Here is a 16,361-nt window from a genome sequence, read left to right as displayed (position 1 = left end):
ACCAGAGTGGTGACAGGCCCGGTTGGGCGAGCACGTGGCAGTCGGGTGGCGCAACAGCTCACCGCCGGCCATCGCTGATGTCCGTAGACTCCGCGGATGACCCGGCCCAGGTTGCGGAACAACGCCAACGGGTGGGGCGGATTCAGCGTCATCGGCGCGGCCGGGTCTCAGACCTTGCGGTAGCGGGCCTCCGCCAACGCGAACGATCCGTACGCGGCGAAGCCGATCGCGGCCAGCAGCAACAGCCACATGCCACAACTATGCTCGGACAGCGCCCGCAGCGCGGCATCCAGGCCACGCGCCTTGTCCGAGTCGTGCTCCTCGGCGGCGGACCGCGCTGATTGTCGGCGTAGATCCCGACGCCACGACGCCACGCCGGGGTTCGGTGCTCATCCACAGCAGATGAGGCATGCCCCCCCACACGATCGATGAGACTGCCGGGCACCTTACCGGTCGATCGTGATCGAACACTTCTGCGGCCGACCTCAAAGTAGGGCGTGACTTCGAGTGGGAGTCCCTCTACGGCCGAGCAGTGGCAGGTCTATTCGGCGCGGTACAGCGCGGACTTCCTCCGCGTCGCCGACGCTGATCGGCTTGACGAGCTGGGGGACGAGCGGCTGGCTTCCGGGTGGCTCGGATGCGCCGGCGCGGGTCCCGATGCGCTCGCCGCCGTGGAGGAGCGGCTCGGGATGACCCTGCCACCGGGTTACAGCGCCTTCCTGCAAGCTGTGGCTTGTCGTTCGGTCACCGCTGTGTCGAACCGGGGCGGTGAAGACGAATTGACGTGGTTGCCCTCGCCGTCGACGTATACCGCCTTGCTGGAAATCATCTGAAATCGCTACCTGCCCCCAGCGAAAGGGGGACGGTCCGTGATTCGGATAACAGCCAGGCCTGCGCGGTTTCCGTCAAGGTCGACTTATCCAACGGTCGAACGTTTCGAGGGTTCACCACTGTGGACTGAACGCGTCGCGGCGGTAACACGCCGGACGCAAAGGTCCGGCGGGTCGGGCCGTTGTGCCAGAATCCCTTGTGCGGTAAGGATTTCGGGCGACCGATCGGCCGGAAAGAAGGGGGGATGCCCGATTCCTTGTTGCGCCCCCATTTCGGGTCGGATAACGCTTCCGTACGGGCTGTAAAACCCACGACAGTCCACTTGATAGGTACGAGGCTATTCCGGTTAGGTTCTTTCTCGTACGGCAGGAGCAGTCCTGCCGAGGAAATCGGGGAAGAGGCCATGACATTGGCTGCCGTCGTCATGATTTTTGTTTCTCTGGTGCTCGCGGCGTTCGCCGCGGTCACGTTGTGGTGGACCATGCACGCCTGGCGCACGCCGGAGACCCTGGCCGGCACCCGGTTCGCCCCGCCCGACGGGGAGCAGCACCTGACGTTCTCGTTGCTGTTGCCGGCCCGGCACGAGACGGCCGTCCTCGAGCACACGGTCGAGCGGCTGCTGCGCTCCACTCACGAGGGTTTCGAGATCATCATCATTGTGGGGCACGACGACCCGGAGACGGCCGAGGTCGCGCACCGGGTCGCGCTGGGCGCGCCGGGGCGGATTCTCGTGGTGACCGACCACAACGAACAGAAGAACAAGCCTCGCGCCCTGAATACCGCGCTGCCTTACGTACGCGGGGATGTGGTCGGGGTCTTCGACGCGGAGGACCAGGTGCATCCGCTGCTGCTGGAGCACGTCGACCACGCGTTCCGGGCCACCGACGCCGATGTCGTGCAGGGCGGCGTTCAGCTCATCAACTTCCACTCCAGTTGGTACAGCCTGCAGAACTGCCTCGAGTACTTCTTCTGGTTCCGCAGCCGGCTGCACCTGCACGCCAAGAAGGGGTTCATCCCGCTCGGCGGCAACACCGTCTTCGTCCGCTCCGACGTGCTGCGCCGGGCCAACGGGTGGGACGGCACCTGCCTCGCCGAGGACTGCGACCTGGGGGTGCGGCTCTCCAGCCGGGGTGCGAAGGTCGTGGTCGCGTACGACGCCACGATCGTCACCCGCGAGGAGACGCCGGGCTCGGTGACCGCCCTGCTCAAGCAGCGCACCCGCTGGCACCAGGGGTTCCTGCAGGTGCTGCGCAAGGGCGAGTGGCGCCGGCTGCCCACCTGGCGGGCCCGGATGCTGGCCCGCTACACGTTGACCAGCCCGTTCCTGCAGGCGTTCTCCGGTGTGGTGATCCCCCTCGGGGTGGCCATCGCGATCTGGGCTCAGCTGCCGGTCTTCGTCGCGCTGGTGACCTTCCTGCCGGTGCTGCCGATGGCGGCCACGCTGATGTTCCAGATCGTCGGCCTGCACGACTTCGGCCGGCAGTACGACCTGCGGATCCGCTGGCATCACTACGCCAAGCTGGTGCTCGGGAGTTTCCCGTACGCGCTGGTGTTGTCGACGGCCGCGCTGCGCGCCGTCTGGCGTGAGTACACCGGCAAGCGCAACTGGGAACTGACCACGCACGTCGGCGCGCACCTGAGCGCCGCGCGGCCGGCCACCGAGGTGGCGGCATGACCGTTCTAGAGCTCGTCAAGCCAGTACAGGAAGAACCGGTCCAAGCCCCCAAGGACCGCAGCGATCTCTACCTGTCGGTCGCGCTGACGACGGTGGTCCTCGCGTTGCTGGCGTGGAACATCACCGGCTTCCCGACGGCCAGCGACGACGAGGGCACCTACCTCGCGCAGGCCTGGGCGGTGCAGCACGGCAAGGGCCTGGCCCACTACACCTACTGGTACGACCACCCGCCGCTCGCCTGGATCCAGCTGGCCGCGGGCTCCTGGTTGCCGGGACTGGTCGCGCCCGGCCTGATCGCGGTGGCCGCGGGCCGGATCGCCATGCTGCCGCTGCAGGCTGCCGGGCTGCTGCTGGTCTACGTGGTCGGGCGCCGGATGGGCCTGCCGCGATGGGCGGCGGCGGCCGGGCTGCTCACGTACGGGCTCTCGCCGCTCTTCCTCACCATGGGCCGGCAGATCTATCTGGACAGTTTCGCCGTGGTGTGGCTGCTCGCCGCGCTGGCCCTCGCGCTCTCGCCGCGCCAGCATCTGTGGCACTTCGCGGCAGCGGGCGCGGCGGCCGCGGTCGCGGTGCTCTCCAAGGAGACGATCCTGCTCATCCTGCCCGCCGTGCTGGTGGCGATGTGGCAGAACACCGCGCGCAGCACCACGCGGCCGTGGGCGTTCGGCGCGTTCGCCAGCGGCCTGGTGCTGGTCGGCTGCTTCTACCCGCTCTACGCGCTGCTGCGCGGCGAACTGTTCCCGGGCGAGGGGCACGTGTCGCTGATCGGCGCCGTCCAGTTCCAGCTGGGCTCGCGCTCCGGCTCGGGCAGCATCTTCGAGGCGGGCTCGGGCGCGAACTCGCTCGTGCGCTCGTGGCTCTACTACGACAGCGTCATCCTGGTCGCGGGCGTCGCGGCGACCATCGCCGGCCTGGCCATCCGGCGGCTGCGCCCGGTCTCGGTGGCCGGCGCGATCCTGATCCTGGTGGCCCTGCGCCCGGGCGGCTATCTGCCCGCCATGTACGTGGTGCAGGTGCTGCCATTCTTCGCGCTGGCCGTCGCCGGCGTGCTGGCCTGGACGATCGGGCGGCTCGACCGCTGGTTCAAATGGGGTGCGATCGCCCTCGCCGTGGTGCTGGCCGCCACCGTCGTGGCGCCACGCTGGTACGTCGGCGACCGGCGCGCGCTGACCGCGAACGACAACGCCGCGTACGTCCAGGCCGCCGAGTATCTGCGCGCCCAGCCGCCGTCCACGGTCGTCGTCGACGACGTGCTGTGGCTCGACTGCGTCAACGCCGGCTACCCCGAGCAGCGGGTGATCTGGTTCTACAAGCTCGACCTCGACACCGAGGTCGCCGCCCGGCTCCCCGGCGGCTGGCGGGATGTCGACTACATCGTGTCCACCCCCGCCGTACGGCAGGACCCCGGCACCCTGCCGACCGTGACCGCCCTGCTCGAGAACTCCACCGTGATCGCGTCGTTCGGCCCGGCCGACGGCCTCATCGAGATCCGCCAGGTCCTCAAGGAGCCACAATGACCATCACCCCGGTACGGGCGACGATGCGGGGCACGCTGGGCGAGTTGCCGGTGAGCACGGCCCTCGAGCAGACCGTCGTGGTGCCCACCTACAACGAGCGCGACAACATCGGGACCCTGCTGGAGCGGCTCGCGGCCGCCCTGCCGCACGGCGGGACCGAGATCCTCTTCGTCGACGACAGCACCGACGACACACCAGCCGTGATCTCGGCCGCCGCCGCGGACTGCCCGATCTCCGTACGCCTGATTCATCGCGAGCACGCGACCGGTGGCCTGGGCGGCGCGGTCGTCGAGGGCATGCGGGCCGCCCGGGGCGAGTGGATCGTGGTGATGGACGCCGACCTGCAGCACCCGCCCGAGGTGGTTTCGACGCTGGTGGGGGCCGGCCGGCGCGACGGCGCGGACCTGGTGATCGGCAGCCGGTACGCCGGGGGCGGCAGCAGCCGGGCCGGACTCGACGGCGGCTACCGGCGCATCGTGTCGGGCGGTTCCACCGTGGTCACCAAGGTGATCTTCCGGAACAACCTGTTGCAGGTGAGCGACCCGATGAGCGGGCTCTTCGCGATCCGCGCCAGCTCGCTCGAGACCGAGGAGCTGCGCCCGCTCGGGTACAAGATCCTGCTCGAGCTGATCGTGCGCAACCGGCCCGGCCGCATCGTCGAGGTGCCGTACGCCTTCCAGCCCCGCCACGCCGGGGAGTCCAAGTCGAGCCTGACCGAGGGGCTGCGCTTCCTCAAGCACCTGGCGATCCTGCGGTTCGGCGCCAAGCGGGCCCGGATGCTCGTGTTCGCGCTCATCGGCATCTCGGGGCTGCTGCCCAACCAGTCGGCGCTGTGGTTCCTGCACGACGTCGTGGGCGTGCACTACCTGCCGGCCGCGATCGTCGCCAACCTCCTCGCGGTCGGGTGGAACTTCCTGCTGACCGACGCGCTGCTCTACCGCGACCGCCGACAGCATCGCAGCTTCACCGGGCGGATCAGCCGGTTCTTCGTCCTCGGCAACGCCGACCTGCTGCTGCGGGTGCCACTGCTGGCGCTGCTCGTCTCGGGCCTGCACGTCGGCGTGCTGATCGCGAACCTGCTCACGTTGCTGGTCTCGTTCGTGGTGCGATTCCTGATCCTGGACGGTGTCATCTACCGGGCGCGACGCCCATGACTCCACGGCCCTGGCTCAGCCGGCGCAACCGCCGCGACCTCGGAGTCACGCTGATCCTGTCGCTTCTGCTGCTGCTCGCCCTGCCCACGCTGCCGGTCTCGGCGGGCGCCAACCTGGTCGCGAACGGCGGCCTCGAGTCGGTCGGCGCGGACGGCTTCCCGGTGTGCTGGGAACGCTCGGGGTGGGGCGACTCGCCGTACACGTTCGACGTGACCGCCCAGGCTCACACCGGCGCCCGGGCCATGCAGATCACGCTGGCTCAGAGCACGACCGGCGACCGCAAGGCGATGATGCTGGAGAACCCGTCCTGCGCGCCGAACGTGTCGCCGGGTCACCAGTACGACCTGAGCGTCTGGTACACGACGACCACCCCGAACACGGCGATGACCGTGTTCCGCCACGACGTCGCGCAGGGCTGGGTCTACTGGACCGATCTGGCCAGTCTGCCGGTCACCACGACCTACCAGCAACAGACCGTACGCACCCCGCAGGTCCCGCCCGGCACCGACCAGATCGTCTGGGGCGTCACCCTCTACGGCGCCGGCACCCTGCGCACCGACGACTACCGGATGGAGGACGTCACCCAGCCCTCCCCCGGCACGACCGCCTGCACCGCGGGCGCGGCCTGCACGAAGGGCGCCTGGCAGGTCATGCCGTTCGACACACCCGTACGGGCCATTCACGCCGTCGTTCTGCACAACGGCGACGTGTTGCTGGTCGCGGGCTCGGGCAACAACCTCGACGACTTCGCGGCCGGCACCTTCAAGACCGCCGTCTACCACCCGTCCACCGGCGCCTTCACGAACGTGGCGACGCCGGCCGACCTGTTCTGCGCCGGGCACGTGCAGCTCGCCGACGGCCGGGTGCTGGTGATGGGCGGCAACAAGGACTATCCGTCGGCCGACGGGACGGTCGGCTACAAGGGACTGCGCGACTCGTTCGTCTTCGACCCGGCGACCAGCAGCTACGAGCGGGTCAACGACATGTCGGCCGGCTCCTGGTACCCGTCGGCGACGATCCTCGGCAACGGCGACGTCATCTCGCTCGGCGGGCTCAACGAGGACTCCTCGGGCATGGTCGCCACGCAGTACTTCGACGCGAGCGAGGAACGCTGGCTCGGGCTGGGCGAGGCCAACCAGACCTGGAGCTTCTGGGGTCTCTACCCGTCGATGATCCTCATGCAGGACGGCCGGCTGTTCTACACGGGCAGCCACGTCTTCGGCAACGGCCTGCCCGGCACGGGGGCGTCCATCTACGACTACGGGGCGAACACCATCACGCCCGTGCCCGGCCTGCGCAACAAGGACGAGCGCGACCAGTCGATGAGCGTGCTGCTGCCACCCGCGCAGGACCAGCGGGTGCTGACCCTCGGCGGCGGCAACATCGACACCAACCCGGACGCGAACCGCTTGACCGACCTGATCGACCTCAAGCAGGCGGCCCCGGCCTACACGGCCGGCCCGCTGCTGCCGACCGGCGTCGGCCAGACCTCCACCCAGGGCAAGATGTACGTGTCGGCGGTGCTCCTGCCCGACGGCAAGGTCTTCGAGACCGGCGGCGCCCTGCACAACCGGGCCGATCCGGTGTACGAGGCGTCGATGTTCGACCCGGCGACCGACACGTTCACGGCCGGCCTGGCCACCGACCCGGTGCCGCGCGGCTACCACTCGTCGGCGTTCCTGCTGCCCGACGGGCGGGTGATGGCAGTCGGCAACAATCCCGGTGACGGCACGTTCGACACGCGCGTGTCGGTCTATTCGCCGCCCTACCTGTTCCGGGGCGCCCGCCCGCAGATCCTCACCGTGCCCGACAACACCTGGGCGTACGGAAGCGCGAACACCATCACGGTCGACGGCCCGATCCTGAAGGCGGAACTGATCCGCCCGGCCGCCGTGACCCACTCCAGCGACCCGAACCAGCGCTTCGTCGACCTGCCGATGACCGTCACCGGCAACACCATCGACCTGAACCTGACGAGCAACCCGAATCTGGCCCCGCCCGGCTGGTACATGCTCTTCGTGGTCGGCGCGAACGGCGTCCCGTCGGTGGCGAAGTGGGTGAAGGTCGGATGACCGCCCGGCGCGCGTCCCTGCTCCTGATCGGGGCGGCGGCGGTGGCCGCGGCGCTCCTGCTCATGCTGCGCCCGGGGCCGGCCGCACCGGTCGGCTCCGGGGTGCAGATAACGTTGGCGACGCCGGCGGCCGCTTCATCCCTGACGCCGGCGGCACCGTCACCTCAGACGCCGGCGGCACCGGCCCGGGTCAGCCCGCCGCCCGGCACCACCCGTCCGCCGGCCGCCCCGGCCGCCACCGTTGCGGCCGGCGGGCCCCCGGCGCCGTTCGTCCAGACCTTCGCCGGGCAACCCGGCGTCCGCCCGCTGCCCGCACGGCCGTCGCCGACCGCACCGGTGCCGGTGCCGGCCCATGTCGACGGCTGCGACCGCGCGTACGGCACGCCCGGTCAATGCGTGCCGTGGACTTTCCCGCCGAACGTGACCGACAAGTGCGCCTGGCTGGCCACCAACGGCTTCACCGGGCTGACGGTCCGCTCCCCCGACCGGCACCGCCTCGACTCCGACCGCAACGGCATCGCCTGCGATTCCTAGTTACTGGGCCTTCGGCGCGTCGAGAACCCATTCCACCGTGACGCTCACGGTCAGCTGCTGCCGGCCCGGCTCGAGCGGAACTGCCGAGTCGGCGGCGAACCTGTCCTGTCCACCCTGTCCCCAGTAGACGGGACCGCCCTCGCTCACCTTGACGACCCGGCCGAGCGGCCGGCCCGCCTCCCGCGCGTACAGTCCGGCCTTCCGCCGGGCATCGGCGAACGCCTTCTTCCGGGCCTCCGCCAGCAGAGCCGCGTCGTTCTCGATCGCGAAGGACGTTCCGTTGACCCGAGCCGCGTCGCCGCCGGCCGCCACAGCGGCGGAGATGAGCGCCCCGCCCCGGGACAGGTCGCGGATCTTCGCGGTGAGTCCCTGGTTCACCGTGTAGCCGGTGATCGCGCCGTCGTCCTTGCGCGTCGAGGTGACGCTGACGTTCGACGTCTGCAGGTCGGCCTTGGCCACCCCGCCCCGGACGAGCGAGTCCCGCATCCGACCGGCGGCCGCGCTGGCCCGCTTGAGAGCGTCGGCGACCGTGGACGAGCTGGTCTCGACCGCGAAGCTGGCGTCGAGCCGGTCCGGCTGACCGGACACCTCGCCCTGACCGGTGACCGTCACGCTCTCCCAGGGCTGGTCCACCGCGGCCCCGCCCGCCGCGAACGCCGTACCCCCGCCGGCAAGCGAGGAAAGGACGACAACAGCCGCCAGAAGGACGACCACGGATCTTGACTTCTTACTCATACTTTGAGGGTATATGCCCGTTTAGCGCAAGTTCCGCATTTCGCTGTGGCCTGCCGTGACCGGGCGACTACGCCGCAGGTGCTCACTGGAGTTGCGCCGCACCGGTTGACCACAGTGTCAGACATGCCGACCACCACCCAGCGGCCGCCAGCCGATCTGCTGCTGCGCAGCCTGTCGCCCCACCACCGCAAAATCCTGGTCGCCACGTACTTCCGCCGCCGCACGACCCGCGAAGCCGCCCGCCTGCTGGGCCTGACCCCCGAAGCAGCGAAGTCCGACCTCTACCACGCGATGCGCGACCTCTCCGACAAACTCCGTCGCGCGACGGCCGCCGGTATGTGATCGTCGCGGGATGGCCCAGCCCATTCTGCGCACCGACCGTCTGCTGATGGCGCCGCTGGCCGACCGCCACCTCGACCTGGAGGTGCACCTCGACGCCGACCCCGAGGTGCTGCGCTACCTCTGGGGACGGGCCCGGTCCCGCGAGGAGGTGACCGCCAGCCACGCCGAACGCACAGCGGCCGCTCACCGGGTCGACGGCCTGGGCCACTGGATGGCCTTCCGAGCCGACCGAGACGCCACCCCGGCCGAAACCGAAGACACCTTCGTCGGACTCATGATGCTCCCGCCGGCCCACGGCCCCGACCGACCGGACGACCCGTCCGTCAGCGAACTCGGCTACCGCCTGGTCCGCCGTTGCTGGCGGCAGGGCCTGGCCGGCGAGGCGTCCCGCGCCCTGCTGCGCCACGCCTTCGACACCGTCGGGCAGAGTCGCGTGATCGCCCAGACCATGGCCGTGAACGCCGGATCCCGAGGCGTCATGGAGTCGGTGGGGCTGCGCTACGTGCGCACGTTCTTCCCCGTCTGGGACGATCCCCTGCCCGGAAGCGAGCTGGGCGAGGTCGAATACGAGATGACCCGCGAGATGTGGCGGAGCGTCAGCTGAGCCGACCGCCGCGGAGCCCGGACGCCGCCGGAGCCCGGACGCCGCCGGGGGCGCGTCACGCCGCGAACAACAGGGCGGCGCTGATCAGGACCGTCACCGCGGTGGCGAAGTGGATGCCGAACGCCGTGGCTCTCGTGCCGCCGTTGCGCAGGACGATCAACGTGTCGCCCAGGGGCACCAGCGCGACCACCAGCATGAACCAGGCCCCGGCGGTCGCTCCCACGAAGGCGAGCAGCGCGAGCCCGATCAGGCCGTAGCTGAGGTCGCGGACGCCCTTGACCGACAGGAAGGCCACCTCCCGGGCCGGCACGCCGTAACCAGCCGCTGCTGCCTGCGGCACGACGAGGAATCTGACGCCGATGAAGATGATGAACAGGTTGAGCAGAATGGCGAGCCCGTAGGCGATCGACGTAAGCATCGGTTCCTCGTTTCTAGCGTTGCTAGCTTCTACAGCGACACTAACATCGCTGCGCTCGGCTCGCTAGTGGCGCTAGGATTCCTGTCATGTCTCTCCGAGAGCGCCGTGAACGGGAACGCCGGGAACGGGAGCAGCGCATCATCGCTGTCGCCCGCGAACTGGCCGAGGCCGAGGGCTGGGACGCCGTCACCACACGCCGGCTGGCCGAGCTGATCGAATACAGCCAGCCGGTGCTCTACAGCCACTTCAAGGGCAAGGCCGCCATCATGGCCGCGGTGGCGCTCGAAGGCTTCGCCGAACTGGCCGCCGAACTGCGGGCAGCCCGCACCGCTTCGCCCGACCCGCGAACGTCGCTCGCCGATGTGGCGGCTGCGTACGTCCGGTTCGCCGTCACCCGGCCGGTCCTCTACGAGGCCATGTTCACCAGCGACGTCGACCTGGCCTTCGCCAGCCCACAGACGCCGGCCCCGTTGCAGGAGGGCTTCGGCGAACTGCGCGAGGCGGTGCGTTCGCTGGCCGGTTCCGACGAGCTCGACGCCCGCACCGAGGTCTTCTGGGCGGGCCTGCACGGCCTCATGACACTGACCCGGGCCGGCCGCCTGCCCCCCGAGGACCACCACCGCCGGCTGGCGATCCTGCTCCGCCAGTTCGCCGCCTGACGGCTCGGGAACCGCCCGATGGCACAAAGAACCGCGTGACGGCACAAGAACCACTGACGGCTCGGAACCACCCGACGGCACAAGAACCACCCGACGGCACAAGAACCACCCGACGGCACAAGAACCGCCCGACGGCACGGAACCACCCGGCGGCACGGAACCGCCTGACGGCTCAGGAACCGGTCGTCGTGCTGGCGCGGATCTCGAGACGATGCGGGACGACCAGGCGTCTCGGTGGGGCGCCGGGGTTCGCCAGGCGGTCGGCCAGGCAGGTCAGGGCGGCGTCGGCGATGGCGGGCTTGTCGGGCGCGACCGTGGTGAGAGCGGGATTGGCGAAGCGGCCGTCCTCGATGTCGTCGAAGCCGGCCACCGCCAGGTCGGCCGGAACCCGCCGCCCGCTCGCGACGGCCACGTGCAGGGCGCCCAGGGCGAGCTGGTCGCTGAAGCAGAACACAGCATCGACATCCGACGTCAGCAACTCGGTCATCGCCGCGGCGCCGTCGGCGCGGTGCAGGCGCCGCACCGGAATCTCGCGAGCGGGCAGGTTCGCATCGGCCAGGGCCTGGCGGTAACCCTCGGCTCGGCGGGCGGCGGTGCCGTTGACCAGGTGGGACTGCAGGCCGATGGCGGCGATGCGGCGGCGACCGGTTTGGATCAGGTGGCGGGTGAGGTCGGCGGCGGCGACGACGTTGTCGATGGCCACGTGGTCGAGCAGGCCGTCGGCGTCCTGCTCCCCCAGCAGCACCAGCGGGGCGCTGTCGGTGCGGCGGGTCAGGTCGGACGGTGACAGGCCCCACGGGCTCATGATCAGGCCGTCGACGGTCTGGGACCGTACGCCGTCGAGCAGTTCCCGCTCGCGGGCGGCGTCACCGCCCGTCTGCTGCACCAGCAGGGTCCACGCGTGCGCCCCGGCCCGGTCGGCCAGCAGACCGGCCAGCTCGCCGAAGTAGGGCGACGCGATCTCGGGCAGCACGAGCGCGACCAGCCCCGACCGGCCGCCGCGCAGGTGACGGGCGGCCGCGTTGGGCTTGTAACCGAGCTCGTCGATCACCCGCTGCACACGTTCCCGGGTCTCGGGGGCGACCAGCGCGAAGCCGGACACCACATTCGACACCGTGCGCACCGAGACGCCGGCGCGTTCGGCCACCTGCCGCAGATTGGCGCTCACGAGCCCATCCTAGGGGTTGCAACGTGGCATGCCACGTTGCAACATGAGGATTATGACGACTTTCATCAATGAGGCCGATGCGATCTACCGCGACGGCATCACCGCTCTCCAGGGCGCGTTCGACACCGGCTGGGCCGACGCCATGCGCGAGGACATCGAGGCGGCGTTCGCCGAGGCCAGCAACCGTGAGGGCGGCGCGGTGGGCCGCGGCCCCAAGCGCTACTACGTCGAGATCCACCCCGAGCAACTGCGCGGCTTCGTCGACCTGGTGACCCACCCGTGGGTGGTGGGCGTCTGCACCCAGGTGCTCGGCCCGGACTACGAGATCGTCGAGCTCGGCTTCGACATCCCGTTCGCCGGCGCGGTCAACCAGCCCTGGCACCGCGACTTCCCGATGCCCACGGTCACCCGCGAGAAGCGCCGCCTCAACTCGCTCGCCTTCAACCTCACCGGCGTCGACACGACCGACGACATGGGCCCGTTCGAGATCGCCCCCGGCACCCAGTTCGACGACAGCCCCGAGTTCGGCCACGACATGTTTCCCCCGCGTACGCACTACGACCGCTACAACGAGCTTGCCGTGCGCAAATACCCGCAGCGCGGCGACATCTCGGCCCGCTCGGCGCTCACCGTCCACCGCGGCACCGCCAACAAGTCGGCCAAGTCGCGCCCGGTCCTCGTGCTCGGCGTGGACGCCCCCGACGCCACCAACGGCGACAAGCACGCCATGGCCGTCACCCACGGCTACCGGGAATCGCTGCCCCCACTGGTCAAGGACCACCTGCACTGCCCGGTCGTCGACGAGCTGACCCCGATCACCCAGAAGCACACCATCGAGGGCCTGGTCATGGGCGACGCCTGAGTGGCACCCTGCCTGGCATGCCGTGGGAAGCCTCGAAACCGTCTCGCCCGCCGTCCCACCCGGTCGCGCTCAAGCCCCTCGCCCGCGGCGACCGGGCCGTGCTCGACCATCTGGGCCAGCTCTACCGCTACGACCTCTCCGACGCGTACGCGCTGCTGCCCAACGCCGACGGCAGCTTCAACTTCCGCGAACTCGACCGCTTCCGCCTCGCCGACGACCCGAAGCGGCGCGCCTGGCTGATCACCGCGGCCGGCCACACGGCGGGTTTCGTGCTCACTGGCCCGGGCGAGCCGGACGGCACGTCCATAACCGCCTTTTTCGTCGTACGAGCCCTGCGCCGCACCGGCGTCGGCCGGGAAGCCGCCGTCCGGGCGATCGGCGAGTTCCCGGGCCGATGGGTGATCGGCTTCCAGCGGTACAACCCCGGCGTCGAGACCTTCTGGACACGGGTGGCCACCGACGTGGCGGGCGACCGATGGACGATCCACGACGGCCCCGCCCCCGACGACCGGCCGCCCGACACGTTCGTCACCTTCACGACTCAGGGCACCACCCGCAGTGCGGGGCCGGACTCGACGGCGAGCACCTCGTAGGGCGCGACGATGATGCCGCCCAGCAGCTGATAGCGACCCGGTGGCGGCGCGGGGAACTCCAGCGTCACCTCGCCGCCGGTGCTGCCCGCCGCGACGCGGCAGGCGGTGGTGGCGACCACCCGGGCCTCCCAGGCCTCGGGCGAGGTCACGACCACATGGACGATGTACCGGGCCTGGTCGTCAGCCGTCCGGGCGGCGTCGGCGCCGGTGAGCGCGAAGGCGAAGGTGGCGGTCAGCTTGTCCGGGTCGGCCTGCGCGAACCGCAGGTCCACGATCTCGAGTCGAAGATCGGCCGGCAGCGGGCCGGCCGGCGTCACCGCTTCGATCGTCTCGACGAAGTACTGCACCTGGCGACCGCCGTCGGCTCGCGGCGGCTCGGCGCCAGTGGTCTGCTCGCCGTCGTCCCGGGCCACGTGCTGTTCCCGCACCTCGCCGTCGGCGTCGAGCACCACGGTGACCGAATAGATCGGAGCGACCGCCTCGGCCGTCGGCTCGAGGGCCTCCGGCGTACGGAAATCGGCCTTTATCCCTTGCAGCCGTGCGCCCAGCGACCTCGCGCCCGGGCCCATGCCGAAGCGGGCGAACGCCTCCCACACGGCCTTGTTCGCCTCGGCGAACCGGTCGGCCGGCAGCTGCCCGGCGTCCCGCAGATCCGCGAGCGCGCTGAGGATCGCGTCGCGCATGTCCAGGAAGCTCGGGTTGGGCGGCGACACCTTGAGCGCGTCCATGACGAGGCTCAGGGCGAGCTGGTCCGACCCGAGGCGCCGGGTCATCTCCATCAGCGTGGCGCACCAGACCTCGCCGACCTCGTGCACCTCGCGGTACTCGATGCCCAGCCGCCCGAAGTGCCCGGGATGCCGCTCGTCGTAGCGGTGCCCCCGGATGCCACCCGTCCGGTCGACGACCCACGCGGCGACCACGTCGTTTCCGGTGTGCATGCAGGCGAAGTAGTCGCCCCAGCCCTCGCCCATGCCGGCGCTCTGCGGTTCGTCCAGCGCGTGCGTGTCGAACCCGCCGCCGACCAGCCGGTTTGTCACCCCGTGCGAGAACTCGTGGAACACGACCGACGCGTCCAGCGCCGTGTGCCGGTCGGTGCTGGTCACGAGGCCGAGCCGCAGCACGGGGCTGGTCCCGTCGACCGGTGTGAGCATCGAAGCCGTGCCGGGGACGCTGCGCGCGTACACACGGGCGTCCACCGGGTCGGTGCCGGTGCCGCCACGGCCGAGCGAGTCGCGCTGGAAGTTCCCTTCGGCCTCGGTGAAGCCGAGGAGGTAGAAGAAGTCGTGGGCCGACGAGGCGAGGGCGAACGCGTTCAGCACGCGCTGCTCGGCGCTCTTCGGATCGGGCGAGAAGGTCAGGTGCGCGTCCTCGTGAGTGCCTCGCACCGGCGGGTCGGCGTCGCCGGGGTGGGCCACCACATTGTTGCCGGAGGTGTCGTCGCCGGACAGCCACGGGTCGGGGAACCCCGCCGGCAACCCGGGCGGCGACTCGAGCCGGTAGTCCTGCAGGGCGCGGGGGAAGGCGATCCGCTCCCGCTCCCGGCCTCCGTCGATCAGGTGGACGTCGCCGACCGCGGTCCCGTTGAGGACGGTCTGGTGGGCGAAGAGCACTGTCCCGTCGCCGGCGTCGACCACCACGACGAACCGCTGCACGTGGTCCGGCATCGTGAGGGCGACCCGCCAGCCGAGCCGGATGTCGCCGGGGCCGAGCGGGAACCACACCAGGCCGGCCGTGATCGGCTCGGCGAACGGGCCGGCCGCCAGGACGGTGGTGCGGTCCTGCGCCCCGGCCAGCACGGTGGTGACGCGTGGCTCGTAGGAGTCCAGGTCGACCGCGGGCGGGTCGAACGGCTGGTGGAATTGGTCGTACTTACCGAGTTCATCGGGCGCCGGCAACGCGACGTGCCGGGCCGCGGCCAGCACGGCGGCCTCCACCCGCACCGCCGGTTCGGCGTCGAGCAGTTGGTCGATCGTGACGCTGCGGCCGGCGGACGAGGCCACCGTGCCGGACGGGTCGAAGACCACCGCCTGAGCGGCCTGGAACACCTGGATCCCCTGGTGCTGCTGCCGCAGGTGGACGGTGTGGGCGCCCGCGCTGGTGGTCCGCACGACGGGATCGGGCACGAACTCGGCCGGCTGGGTCGCTGTCAGCCCGAGCAGCGGACCCACCGAACGCAGGTGGGCGAGCGCACGAGCCGCGTAGGGGCCGGGCTCGGCCTCGCCCCGGGCCACTTCGACGCGGGCGGCGTTGCCGGTCAGCCGGTCGAGCGCCGCGACCCGTGCGGTCTGCTCGCCGGGCAACTGCTCCGAGACCGTACGGGCCAGTGTTCGCAGCCTCTGCTCGTCGGGCTCCTCGACCGGGCGGCGGAGATCGACTTCCCGGCTCATGGTTCGCCTCCTCATGGTGGAACGCCCGGCGCCGGGTGGCGCCGGGCGCTCAGCGGACGGCTACTGGGGGTAGACGAGGTAGCGGAGCGGGATGTTCTCCTGGATCTGGCCGGTGTCGACGTCGATGACCGTGCTGGCGAAGGCCGCGTACGGCTGACCGATGTCGACGATGTCGGCCGACAGGTTGGCCTCGAACAGCAACGGCTTGCGACCCGGGACCGGCGCCTGGAACCAGAACTCGAGAACGGTGAAGGCCGGCGCGGCGGGAGGTGCGAAGAAGTCCTGCCGGAAGTCGTCCGGACCGTCCGTCACATCGGTCAGGTTGACCTGCTCCATGCTGACCCGGTACTCGCGGCCGCTCAGTTGCGTGGTGGGGGGAACGGCGAACCCGTTCGGGATGTCGATCGTCGGGTTGACGAACATCACGGCGTAGATGACCGCCCACTCGCCGCCGGCGATGATCCGGCTGGGCTGGTACGGCGGGGGCCCGCCGAACTGGATGGGAGTGAACGCGTACAGGTCGAACGCGACGTACGGACCGACATTGGGCTCACCAAGCTGGGCTTCCGCCTTCGCCCGCTGCGTCTTGGCCTTCTGTACCGCCTGCCGCTCGTCGAGACGGTCCTGCATGGTCGCCCGGAACCGGTCGATCAGGTCGTCGCGGGTCTCGTCCGCCCGCTTCCGCACATCGTCGGGGGGAGTCACTGCCGGTGCTGTGCCGGCACTGACAACGATCTCGTCCTTGGTGCTGCTGCTCATCGGGGTGCCTCCTGGTAGCCCTGCGTCTGACCTGACAGACCCTTGCAGCGAG

The 16,361-nt window shown here is 70.5% G+C and carries 17 protein-coding genes; 11 read left to right on the top strand and 6 right to left on the bottom strand.

Going from position 1 to position 16,361, the window contains the following annotated elements:
* Positions 1-167 precede the first annotated feature (167 nt).
* A complete protein-coding gene (locus LXN57_RS14955) occupies positions 168-374 on the bottom strand; it encodes a DUF1206 domain-containing protein (protein ID WP_251798762.1) in 207 nt (68 codons plus the stop codon).
* Positions 375-497: 123 nt separating this feature from the next.
* On the opposite strand from LXN57_RS14955, the gene LXN57_RS14950 reads away from it, so the two are divergent.
* From LXN57_RS14950 to LXN57_RS14925, 6 genes are all read left to right on the top strand, one after another.
* Positions 498-833, top strand: coding sequence for an SMI1/KNR4 family protein (locus LXN57_RS14950; protein ID WP_251798761.1), 336 nt, complete (start codon positions 498-500; stop codon positions 831-833).
* Positions 834-1,234: 401 nt separating this feature from the next.
* Positions 1,235-2,506, top strand: coding sequence for a glycosyltransferase (locus tag LXN57_RS14945; protein ID WP_251798760.1), 1,272 nt, complete (start codon positions 1,235-1,237; stop codon positions 2,504-2,506).
* Positions 2,503-4,023, top strand: coding sequence for an ArnT family glycosyltransferase (locus tag LXN57_RS14940; protein ID WP_251798759.1), 1,521 nt, complete (start codon positions 2,503-2,505; stop codon positions 4,021-4,023). The genes LXN57_RS14945 and LXN57_RS14940 overlap by 4 nt, the downstream gene beginning before the upstream one ends.
* Positions 4,020-5,177, top strand: a complete 1,158-nt coding sequence (locus LXN57_RS14935; protein ID WP_251798758.1) for a glycosyltransferase — start codon at positions 4,020-4,022, stop codon at positions 5,175-5,177. The genes LXN57_RS14940 and LXN57_RS14935 overlap by 4 nt, the downstream gene beginning before the upstream one ends.
* Positions 5,174-7,249, top strand: a complete 2,076-nt coding sequence (locus LXN57_RS14930) for a galactose oxidase early set domain-containing protein (RefSeq protein WP_251798757.1) — start codon at positions 5,174-5,176, stop codon at positions 7,247-7,249. The genes LXN57_RS14935 and LXN57_RS14930 overlap by 4 nt, the downstream gene beginning before the upstream one ends.
* Positions 7,246-7,782 carry a hypothetical protein gene (locus LXN57_RS14925; protein ID WP_251798756.1) on the top strand — a complete coding sequence of 179 codons (537 nt, stop codon included), beginning with the start codon at positions 7,246-7,248 and terminating at the stop codon, positions 7,780-7,782. The genes LXN57_RS14930 and LXN57_RS14925 overlap by 4 nt, the downstream gene beginning before the upstream one ends.
* Here LXN57_RS14925 and LXN57_RS14920 read toward each other — a convergent pair whose 3' ends face one another.
* The gene (locus LXN57_RS14920; protein ID WP_251798755.1) at positions 7,783-8,517 is read right to left on the bottom strand and encodes an SIMPL domain-containing protein; all 735 of its coding nucleotides are present in this window, start codon (positions 8,515-8,517) and stop codon (positions 7,783-7,785) included.
* A 123-nt stretch (positions 8,518-8,640) separates the two neighbouring features.
* Here LXN57_RS14920 and LXN57_RS14915 point away from each other — a divergent pair, with 123 nt between their 5' ends.
* Positions 8,641-8,859, top strand: a complete 219-nt coding sequence (locus LXN57_RS14915) for a sigma factor-like helix-turn-helix DNA-binding protein (protein ID WP_251798754.1) — start codon at positions 8,641-8,643, stop codon at positions 8,857-8,859.
* Positions 8,860-8,869: 10 nt separating this feature from the next.
* On the top strand, positions 8,870-9,463 hold the full coding sequence (locus tag LXN57_RS14910) for a GNAT family N-acetyltransferase (RefSeq protein ID WP_251798753.1): 594 nt from the start codon (positions 8,870-8,872) through the stop codon (positions 9,461-9,463).
* Positions 9,464-9,518: 55 nt separating this feature from the next.
* On the opposite strand, the gene LXN57_RS14905 is transcribed toward LXN57_RS14910, so the two are convergent.
* Positions 9,519-9,881, bottom strand: a complete 363-nt coding sequence (locus tag LXN57_RS14905; RefSeq protein WP_251798752.1) for a DUF4267 domain-containing protein — start codon at positions 9,879-9,881, stop codon at positions 9,519-9,521.
* A gap of 86 nt (positions 9,882-9,967) precedes the next feature.
* Here LXN57_RS14905 and LXN57_RS14900 point away from each other — a divergent pair, with 86 nt between their 5' ends.
* A complete protein-coding gene (locus LXN57_RS14900; RefSeq protein WP_251798751.1) occupies positions 9,968-10,540 on the top strand; it encodes a TetR/AcrR family transcriptional regulator in 573 nt (190 codons plus the stop codon).
* A gap of 172 nt (positions 10,541-10,712) precedes the next feature.
* Here the strand turns inward: LXN57_RS14900 and LXN57_RS14895 are convergent, their stop codons facing one another.
* Entirely contained in the window at positions 10,713-11,708 is a 996-nt protein-coding gene (locus LXN57_RS14895) for a LacI family DNA-binding transcriptional regulator (RefSeq protein WP_251798750.1), read from the bottom strand.
* Between the two features lie 52 nt (positions 11,709-11,760).
* On the opposite strand from LXN57_RS14895, the gene LXN57_RS14890 reads away from it, so the two are divergent.
* The gene (locus tag LXN57_RS14890) at positions 11,761-12,570 is read left to right on the top strand and encodes a phytanoyl-CoA dioxygenase family protein (protein ID WP_251798749.1); all 810 of its coding nucleotides are present in this window, start codon (positions 11,761-11,763) and stop codon (positions 12,568-12,570) included.
* 17 nt (positions 12,571-12,587) lie between these two features.
* Positions 12,588-13,163 carry a hypothetical protein gene (locus tag LXN57_RS14885; RefSeq protein ID WP_251798748.1) on the top strand — a complete coding sequence of 192 codons (576 nt, stop codon included), beginning with the start codon at positions 12,588-12,590 and terminating at the stop codon, positions 13,161-13,163.
* On the opposite strand, the gene LXN57_RS14880 is transcribed toward LXN57_RS14885, so the two are convergent.
* Positions 13,112-15,550 (bottom strand): M36 family metallopeptidase, encoded by a 2,439-nt coding sequence (locus tag LXN57_RS14880; protein WP_251798747.1) that lies wholly within the window; start codon positions 15,548-15,550, stop codon positions 13,112-13,114. The genes LXN57_RS14885 and LXN57_RS14880 overlap by 52 nt on opposite strands.
* A gap of 60 nt (positions 15,551-15,610) precedes the next feature.
* Positions 15,611-16,309, bottom strand: a complete 699-nt coding sequence (locus tag LXN57_RS14875) for a hypothetical protein (protein WP_251798745.1) — start codon at positions 16,307-16,309, stop codon at positions 15,611-15,613.
* Positions 16,310-16,361 lie beyond the last annotated feature (52 nt).

The sequence above is a fragment of the Paractinoplanes hotanensis genome, assembly GCF_023717965.1.
GTDB lineage: Bacteria > Actinomycetota > Actinomycetes > Mycobacteriales > Micromonosporaceae > Actinoplanes > Actinoplanes polyasparticus.
This window is presented reverse-complemented; position numbering and strand designations above follow the sequence as displayed.